The following is an 8,285-nucleotide window of genomic DNA, read 5'->3' as shown; positions in this document are numbered from 1 at the left end:
ATGCTGGCCAATTGAAGTCAACATATTTTTAGGATGTGCTGCTTAATTTCTGTCTGCCAGGCAACCCGGCAATTTAGCAGCGAATATTAATTTATCATGGTCAAGTGCTCAATGCAAGGTTTTTTTAAAAGAATTGTTATCCAAATATACCTTGTTTTTACTTAGCCCTGCTTTGATCACCGATAAGCGGAATTCCCAGCCTATCAATCAAGCGACACGTTTCATCCTGATTGCCAGACCATGAGAAAACCCGCTGACAATTTGGCGGAGACAGAGGTGCAGCCAGCCCTGACCAACATTCTTAAGCATAATTCCTTACAGATTTTTAAACATTCCTATCAAGCAAAAAACCCGCCTTAACCTGGCGGGCTTTTCCATCATTAATCGCGATGCCTCATTTGCGGGAATAATAGAACGTCCCGTATTGAAGGGGAATTGGTCAGCAGCATGACAAGACGGTCAATGCCGATTCCAAGTCCGCCTGTCGGCGGCATTCCGTATTCGAGGGATTCGAGGAAGTCTTCGTCCATCATATGGGCTTCATCGTTTCCTTCTTCCCGTTCTTTCAACTGCGCCTCAAAGCGTTCGCGCTGATCAATCGGATCGTTCAGTTCCGTAAATGCATTAGCGTGTTCGCGGCCGACAATGAATAGTTCAAACCGGTCCGTGAACCGCGGGTCTTCTTCATTTTTTCTGGCAAGCGGGGAAATCTCAACCGGATGTCCGTAGACAAACGTAGGCTGGATGAGTTTTTCCTCGATTTTTTGCTCAAAGAATTCGTTGACGATGTGTCCGAAAGTCATCGTGTCTTTGATTTCAACCCCGTGTTCCTTTGCTAACGCCCGAGCTTCGTCATCACTCATTTGCTGCCAGAAGTCGACTCCTGTTTCCTCTTTTATCGCATCAACCATATGGAGGCGGGCCCACTTCGGCTTCAGGTCGATTTCCTGTCCATCATAAAGGACAGTCGTTGAACCGAGAACATCCTCCGCAATATGGGCAATCAAGTTTTCGGTGAGCTCCATGATATCCTGGAAATCGGCATATGCTTCATAAAGCTCGATCATCGTAAATTCCGGATTGTGCCGGGTTGAGACCCCTTCATTCCGGAATACACGGCCTATTTCATATACCTTTTCAAGGCCGCCGACAATCAGCCGTTTCAGATGAAGTTCAATCGCGATACGCATGTAAAGCTGCATATCGAGCGCATTATGATGTGTGATAAACGGACGCGCCGAAGCTCCGCCCGGAATCGAGTGCATCATTGGCGTTTCAACTTCAAGATAGCCTCTGTCATCAAGGTAGCGGCGCATCGATTGAAGAATCTTGCTCCTCAGGATGAATGTTTCACGGCTTTCCATGTTTGTAATAAGGTCCAGATAACGCTGGCGGTATCTTTGTTCTACGTCTTTCAAGCCGTGGAATTTTTCCGGCAGCGGCTTCAGTGATTTGGACAGCATTTCGAACGTATCCACCTTAATGGAAAGTTCGCCGACTTTCGTTTTGAAAAGCGTTCCGGTAACCCCGACGATATCCCCAAGGTCGGTGCTGCTGCTGAAAACCTCATACCTTTCTTCACCGAGGCGGTCTTTCCTTACATATAGCTGGATTTGCCCGGTCAGATCCTGGATATGGGCGAAGCCTGCTTTACCTTTGCCGCGTTTTGTCATTACCCGGCCGGCGACAGATACCTGTATTTCTTTTTCTTCCAGCTCTTCTTTCGTAAGGTCCCCGTATTCCTTTTGAAGTTCAAGGCTGTGATGGGACGGTTGGAAGCGGCGTCCGAACGGATCGATCCCCATATCACGGAGGTGGGACATTTTTTCCCTGCGGACACGCAGCTGGTCATTCAATTCTTCATGACTCATGACATCATCTCCAATTGTTAGTTGTAGAAAATGCCCAAAAGGTAAACGATCTTTTGGACAGCGGCTATGGAAGCTGGGTGATTCTAAAACGCAGAAAAACTGCCAGTCTCCTGGCAGTATGAAATCCGACAATCAATATGGGTATTATAGGCGAGCATAGCCCGGCTGTCAAACGATTTCCTTATCCAGCCTGGATGTCCGCCTGTTCTGCTTCAATCTTTTCAACATAGCCGTTCAGAAGGCCAACGATTTCTTCCCTTGTGCTGCATTCATTGATTTTGTTGCGCACTTTGGCATTGCCGCGCAGCCCTTTCAAATACCAGGCTGCATGTTTGCGCATTTCCATCACGGCAACATGTTCGTTCTTCAAATCGATTAAGCGGTCCATATGAAGGATGCACACATCGATTTTTTCACGGGCGGTCGGTTCGCCGATGAGTTCTCCTGTCTCAAGAAACTTGACGGTACGGTAAATCATCCACGGGTTGCCCAGTGCAGCTCTGCCGATCATGACACCGTCGACACCGGTCATATCGAGCATGCGCTTTGCATCCTGCGGTGTCTGGACGTCACCATTTCCGATTACCGGAATGCTGACAGCTTCCTTGACGTCCTTCAGGATATCCCAGTTGGCATGTCCTTCATACATCTGGACGCGTGTACGGCCATGAAGGGATACAGCTTTCCCGCCTGCCCGTTCAACGGCCCGGGCGTTTTCGATGGCATAGATCGTCTTGTCATCCCAGCCCATCCTCATTTTCACCGTAACCGGCTTATCGACTGCATCGACAACAGCGGAAACGAGTTCATAGATTTTTTCAGGCTGCAGGAGCCATTTCGCTCCGGCATCACATTTTGTGATTTTCGGGACCGGGCAGCCCATGTTTATATCGATAATATCGGCTGTTGTGTTTTTATCCACGAATTTGGCAGCCTCGACAAGTGTGTCTTTTTCCCCGCCGAAAATTTGCAGGCTCAGCGGTTTTTCCCGTTCATCTATATATAGCATGTTCATCGTTTTTTCGTTATTGAACAGAATTCCTTTGTCACTCACCATTTCGGCACAGACAAGTCCTGCCCCGAACTCTTTGACGGTCAGGCGGAATGCCGAGTTGCATACACCCGCCATGGGTGCGAGCACAACACGGTTTTTCAGTTCGATATCGCCGATTTTGAACATGATATCACCTCTTTCATTTTAATCAGGCGTCAATTCGTCTGCCGGCACGCCAAGTTTTTCCGAAATGAGAAGCACCGTTTGAGGTGAAGGCTTGCGGTTCCCTCTTTCTATTTCCCCAAATATGGAAAGGGAAATGCCGGTTTTCTTTGCAAACTCTTCCTGTGTATAGCCTTTCAGCTTTCGAAAAGCCCGTATTCTGCGGCCCCATTTTTCTGCTTCCATATGCTTACCCCTTCTTTATCCGGGAGTTCATCGATCAATGCCGGCAACGATTGTTCAATAGCCGGTATGCGGACATTCGGATTGATCTCAACTAACGGAATCATTACAAAAGCCCGGCCGGTCATCCGCGGATGCGGAATGATCAACCGCTCTGTTTCAATATTTTCTTGGTTATAGAGTAAAATGTCAAGGTCTAATGTGCGCGGGCCCCATCTCACATCCCTCGTCCGCCCGCTTTTCTGCTCGATTTGAAGAAGCCTGTCCAATAATTGGAACGGATTGAGATCGGTTGCCGCTTCAATGACCATATTCAGAAAACGGCCCTGATCGGTATATCCCACCGGCTCGGTTTCATAAATGGATGATGTCCCTGTAATGGTGATGCCTTCTGTTTCATCAATCTTTCTGAGAGCCTGCTGTAAAAAACCGGCACGGTCACCGACATTTGATCCGAGGGCGATATAAGCTGCTGCCTTTTTCATTGCCGAGCCCTCGTCATTTCGATTGCGACCGAGTCATAGTGGCCATTAATCGGCGGGTCGGGCTTGATGACCTTCACCGTGCAAATTTGAACAGGCGCAAACGAACCGAGGATTGCTGCGGCGATTTCCTCTGCAACGGTTTCGACCAATTTGCGGGGCGGCCCTTCCACGATCTCTTTCACTTTTTCATATATGTCGGCATAGTTTACGGTTTTCGTAAGGTCATCGGTTTTACTGGCAGGTGTCAAATCCATTTCCAGCACAAGGTCGACATAAAAGCGCTGGCCAAGTTTGTTTTCTTCGGAAAATACGCCATGATAGCCGTAAAAACTCATCCGATTCACATGAATTTTATCCACTTTGCATTCACTCCTTGTAATGCTGTAATTCATTGGGCACCAGGCGGCATGCGGTATTCAGCTTCCGTGTGAAGAAAACGGCTTTCCGAGCATCGCATCCATCATTTTAGCCATCCGCGCGTTTTCTTTCACATCATGGACCCGGACGATGCTGCAGCCTTTTTGGATGCCCAGGCATGTTGTCGCGCCGGTTCCTTCCACCCTCTCATCTGTCGGAAGATCGAGGACAGTTCCGATAAATCGTTTCCTCGAGGTGCCGAGCAGGAGCGGATAGCCGAGCACCTTGAGTTCATCAAGCCTTCTCATTACAAGCAAGTTATGCTCGAATGTTTTTGCAAATCCGATGCCGGGATCAAGTATGATATTACTGTCTTTGACGCCGGCTTTTTTTACAAGTCCGATACTTTCATTTAAGTCTGCCATCATATCCGTCAAAATATCTGAGTAATCCATATTTTCGCGGTTATGCATCAAGATAACGGGCACCTCAGCGTCCGCCATGACTTTGGCCATGTTTGGATCGGCTTTTGCTCCCCAAACGTCATTGATGATGTCCGCACCGGCGGCAATGGCTTGCCTGGCGACTTCCGCTTTGTAAGTATCGATTGAAATCGGCACATCGACCTGGCTGGAAATAGCTTCGATTACCGGAATCACACGTTCCAGTTCTTCTTCTTCGGATACTTTCTCATGCCCCGGTCTGGTTGATTCCCCGCCGATATCAAGAATATCCGCTCCGTCCGCTGCGAGCTTGCGGGCATGTTCGACAGCCCTGTCTAGTTCATTATAGCGGCCTCCATCCGAAAATGAGTCCGGTGTCACATTCACGATCCCCATAATTAATGTTTTTTCAGCAAGGTTGAATTTCTTTTGTCCAACGTTCATTATCACTGAGACCGTCCTCCACTCTGTAGATCATAGATTGACCAGAGATTGGTTCTGGCCTGGATATATTTTTTATATAAGTCCATTGCAGCCGCCCCGCGTTTGCCAGGCAATTCGGTTGTCCCGATTTTATCGAGCGGGACAATTCCCTGGATGGAATTCGTTATAAATGCTTCATCACTCTCCAGAAGCTCTTTCTTCCGGTAAAACCCTTCCGCTGCGGGAATACCGGCCTGGCGGGCAAGGGCAAGCACGAATTTCCGCATGATTCCCGCAAGAATACCGGTTTCAACAGCTGGTGTATAAAGCTTTCCGTTTTTCATCCAGAAAAGGTTGGAGACGATGCCTTCGGCCAAAAATCCGTTTTCGGTAAGAAAAATACCTTCAATGCCGGGGGTTCCCCCGATTTCCTGTTTGGCCAGGATGTTGTTCATATAATGATGGGATTTCAGCCTGCTCTTTCCCTCGGGTGTGTTGCGTTTCGTTTTCAGGAACACCGCGCTTTTTTCCGGCATGCCGGCTGTCGGATCGAGCGGTTTCATGTAGATGATGCGGGTCGGCTGCCGGTAAGGTTCCGTCTGCAGCCCGACGGCCCCGTTGCCGGCTGAAACATTCAGGCGCACATAAGCATTTTCAAGTCCGTTGGCAGCAAGCAGCCGGTTAAGATTTTCTATGATCTGTTCACGGCTCCATTGTAACATGATGCCAAGCTCAGAAAGTCCGTCATGAAGGCGCTTCAAATGATCATCCAACAAAAACGGGCACCTTCCGTACACAGGGAAGGTTTCAAACAGGCCCAATCCGTACATATACCCATGGTCAAGCGGCGAAATTGCAGCCTCTTTTTCAGGAAGGATGTCTCCATTCAGGTAGATGTGCATACCAGGTTGCTCCCAGGCGAATGTCTGGACACGAACGACCGCAGCAGTTCGATGCCGTCTTCGGTAATGACCGATTCAGGGTGAAATTGCACACCTTCAACCTTCATCATTTTATGGCGGATCGCCATGATTTCACCCTCTTCGGTCCATGCCGAGATTTCAAAGCAATCAGGAAGAGATTCACGTTTGACGATCAGCGAGTGATATCTTGTCGCCTGAAACGGACGGGCCATGTTTTCGAAAATTGTTTTGCCGTCATGAAACACCGGGGATGTTTTTCCGTGCATCAAGCGCTCTGCCCGGACAACCTCTCCCCCGAAGGCCTGCGCAATCGACTGATGACCGAGGCAGACGCCGAAAATCGGGATGGTGCCTGCAAAATGCCTGATGGCTTCAAGGCTTACCCCTGCTTCATTTGGTGTGCACGGTCCTGGAGAGATGACGATCACATCAGGGGCCAACCCCTCAATTTCTCCGATGCTGATTTTATCATTCCGCCGGACAACCACCTCTTCGCCGAGCTCCCCAAGATATTGGACGAGATTGTACGTAAATGAATCATAGTTATCGATCATCAGAATCATAAGCCGATGCCCCTTTCCTGCTGTTCGCTCTGTTGTTTCGCAGTCCAGAGCGCCTTTGCCTTTTTAAGCGATTCTTTATATTCATGTTTCGGGTGTGAATCGATGACGATGCCGGCACCCGCCTGGACATGGGCCTGTCCATCCTTTGCGACAAGCGTCCTGATGGTGATGTTCATTTCAAGGTCACCCGAAAACCCTACCCAGCCGATTGAACCGGTGTATACACCCCGGCGGACGGGTTCGAGTTCTTCGATGATTTCCATTGTCCTCACCTTGGGGGCGCCGGTAATTGTGCCGCCCGGAAACGCCGCCCTGATCAAATCATAGCCGTCATATCCGCCGGCAAGCTGCCCTGTCACATTTGACACGATATGCATGACATGGGAATACCGCTCAATTGTCATAAACTCATCGACTGTTACCGTACCGTAGCGGCATACTTTACCAAGATCATTCCGCTCCAGATCGACGAGCATGACGTGTTCAGCCCGCTCTTTTTCATTGTTGATCAGTTCAGACGCAAGTGAGAAATCCTCTTCTTCGGTTTTACCACGGGATCTGGTGCCGGCGATCGGGCGGGTGCTGACAGACGAACCTTTTTTCTTTACAAGCAATTCCGGTGAACCATTGACAAGCTGGAACTCGGGAAAATGCAGATAGCCCATATATGGAGAAGGGTTAAGCTTTCTCAATTCCTCATAAATTGCCAGCGGCTCCGTCAACAGCGGCTGTGTCTGACGGACAGAAAGGTTTACCTGGAAAACATCGCCAGACCTTATATATTCCTGAACAGCCTCAACCGCATTCATAAAGGCGGCTTCATCCATTGAAACAGAAAGTGAATGGTTTGCCGGCAGCGGGTTTGGCTCCCCATTAGCAGGTTCTACTAAGGAGGACGCGTCCAACCACATCGCTTTGTACGCTGCCGCTTTTTCCTCTGCCTGTTTTAAAGTGTCAGCACGCGCAATGAGAAAAAACTTCTCAGCCTGATGGTCATATACAAACACATCACGGTACACCGCAAAATACAGATCTGGCATCTCAAGATCATCAGTGCTCAAGGATGGCAATTCTTCGATTTCGCGTACATAATCATAGCTTAAGTATCCGACAGCACCACCCTGGAAATCAGGAAGCCCGGATATCGGCGTTTCATCAAATTGTCCCATGAACATTTTCATGGAGGATAGGACATCCCCTTCGATAGTCGTAACCACCCCGTTTTGGGTGATCGACAACTTGCCGTTTTTCCCTTTCAGGACAGCATCCGGATCAAGTCCGACTATTGTGTAATCCCCGCGCTGGCCGCTTTCAAGGATAACCGAATATGGTTTTCCGCGGGCAAGTATTTTATATGATATGAAAACGTCTTCCCGTTCAAATGGAATCGCTTCGTATGCAACAGCTTCTGTTCTTTTCATTGTTCACTCTCCTGTAACATTTCATGTTTTTTATTATAAGGGAGTAGAGGGAAAAACGACATCCCAAAGAATTTTTCCAGGGCGGTGCCGGCTGTGCAGAAACCGTTGATGCTGAATTTGCAAAGGCGGCCCGAGGGATGCTGACACTAAGCAGCTTACTGATTTTTTCCGAAAAGAGAATGTGATGATGTTTTTTGCTTTTGTACAAGTACGGGTTGTCTTTTTTGCAGTTTTTTGGCGCTTTTCACTCCATACGGATCAAGATTGATGCGGTATCCTCCACGATTCACGCGGGACGCTTGGACGGTCTGGCCCATTTGCCGGTTTTCATGCCGTATAACAAGTATTTCACGCGTATGTCCGCTTGTTTCACGCGGTAATCGGCTGCTTTCACGCCTAA

At 48.7% G+C, this 8,285-nt stretch carries 10 protein-coding genes; all 10 read right to left on the bottom strand.

All coding sequences use genetic code 11. The features are described from left to right. Positions 1-380 precede the first annotated feature (380 nt). Positions 381-1,871 (bottom strand): lysine--tRNA ligase, encoded by a 1,491-nt coding sequence (gene lysS / locus A4U59_RS17805; RefSeq protein ID WP_066175050.1) that lies wholly within the window; start codon positions 1,869-1,871, stop codon positions 381-383. A gap of 181 nt (positions 1,872-2,052) precedes the next feature. Further along, complete coding sequence (dusB, locus tag A4U59_RS17800) at positions 2,053-3,051, bottom strand: tRNA dihydrouridine synthase DusB (protein ID WP_066175048.1); 999 nt, start codon at positions 3,049-3,051, stop codon at positions 2,053-2,055. Positions 3,052-3,069: 18 nt separating this feature from the next. Continuing rightward, positions 3,070-3,273: a helix-turn-helix domain-containing protein gene (locus A4U59_RS17795; RefSeq protein WP_066175046.1), complete on the bottom strand. Its 204-nt coding sequence runs from the start codon at positions 3,271-3,273 to the stop codon at positions 3,070-3,072. Beyond that, entirely contained in the window at positions 3,225-3,755 is a 531-nt protein-coding gene (folK, locus tag A4U59_RS17790; protein ID WP_066175043.1) for a 2-amino-4-hydroxy-6-hydroxymethyldihydropteridine diphosphokinase, read from the bottom strand. Before folK ends, A4U59_RS17795 begins: the two co-directional genes overlap by 49 nt. Then, positions 3,752-4,114 carry a dihydroneopterin aldolase gene (folB, locus tag A4U59_RS17785; RefSeq protein ID WP_066175042.1) on the bottom strand — a complete coding sequence of 121 codons (363 nt, stop codon included), beginning with the start codon at positions 4,112-4,114 and terminating at the stop codon, positions 3,752-3,754. The genes folK and folB overlap by 4 nt, the downstream gene beginning before the upstream one ends. Positions 4,115-4,171: 57 nt before the next feature. Beyond that, complete coding sequence (gene folP / locus A4U59_RS17780; RefSeq protein ID WP_066175052.1) at positions 4,172-4,999, bottom strand: dihydropteroate synthase; 828 nt, start codon at positions 4,997-4,999, stop codon at positions 4,172-4,174. Positions 5,000-5,001: 2 nt separating this feature from the next. Next, positions 5,002-5,880, bottom strand: a complete 879-nt coding sequence (gene pabC / locus A4U59_RS17775) for an aminodeoxychorismate lyase (protein ID WP_066175039.1) — start codon at positions 5,878-5,880, stop codon at positions 5,002-5,004. Then, positions 5,865-6,464 (bottom strand): aminodeoxychorismate/anthranilate synthase component II, encoded by a 600-nt coding sequence (gene pabA / locus A4U59_RS17770; protein WP_066175037.1) that lies wholly within the window; start codon positions 6,462-6,464, stop codon positions 5,865-5,867. The genes pabC and pabA overlap by 16 nt, the downstream gene beginning before the upstream one ends. Then, positions 6,461-7,885 (bottom strand): aminodeoxychorismate synthase, component I, encoded by a 1,425-nt coding sequence (gene pabB / locus A4U59_RS17765; protein ID WP_066175034.1) that lies wholly within the window; start codon positions 7,883-7,885, stop codon positions 6,461-6,463. Before pabB ends, pabA begins: the two co-directional genes overlap by 4 nt. A gap of 155 nt (positions 7,886-8,040) precedes the next feature. Continuing rightward, positions 8,041-8,285, bottom strand: a 245-nt coding sequence (locus A4U59_RS22070; protein ID WP_211274963.1) for a hypothetical protein, incomplete at its 5' end; no start/stop codon positions are given.

It is taken from the genome of Bacillus marinisedimentorum, from assembly GCF_001644195.2.
In the GTDB taxonomy this organism is placed as follows: domain Bacteria; phylum Bacillota; class Bacilli; order Bacillales; family Bacillaceae_O; genus Bacillus_BL; species Bacillus_BL marinisedimentorum.
The sequence above is the reverse complement of the archived record's forward strand: the minus strand, read 5'-3'. Positions and strand labels throughout refer to the sequence as shown.

Excerpts from the sequence above, each read along its gene's own strand:
- pabA (WP_066175037.1), bottom strand. The coding sequence starts at position 6,464 with ATGATTCTGATGATCGATAACTATGATTCATTTACGTACAATCTCGTC.
- lysS (WP_066175050.1), bottom strand. The coding sequence starts at position 1,871 with ATGAGTCATGAAGAATTGAATGACCAGCTGCGTGTCCGCAGGGAAAAA.
- A4U59_RS17795 (WP_066175046.1), bottom strand. The coding sequence starts at position 3,273 with ATGGAAGCAGAAAAATGGGGCCGCAGAATACGGGCTTTTCGAAAGCTG.
- folP (WP_066175052.1), bottom strand. The coding sequence starts at position 4,999 with ATGAACGTTGGACAAAAGAAATTCAACCTTGCTGAAAAAACATTAATT.
- dusB (WP_066175048.1), bottom strand. The coding sequence starts at position 3,051 with ATGTTCAAAATCGGCGATATCGAACTGAAAAACCGTGTTGTGCTCGCA.
- pabB (WP_066175034.1), bottom strand. The coding sequence starts at position 7,885 with ATGAAAAGAACAGAAGCTGTTGCATACGAAGCGATTCCATTTGAACGG.
- pabC (WP_066175039.1), bottom strand. The coding sequence starts at position 5,880 with ATGCACATCTACCTGAATGGAGACATCCTTCCTGAAAAAGAGGCTGCA.
- folK (WP_066175043.1), bottom strand. The coding sequence starts at position 3,755 with ATGAAAAAGGCAGCAGCTTATATCGCCCTCGGATCAAATGTCGGTGAC.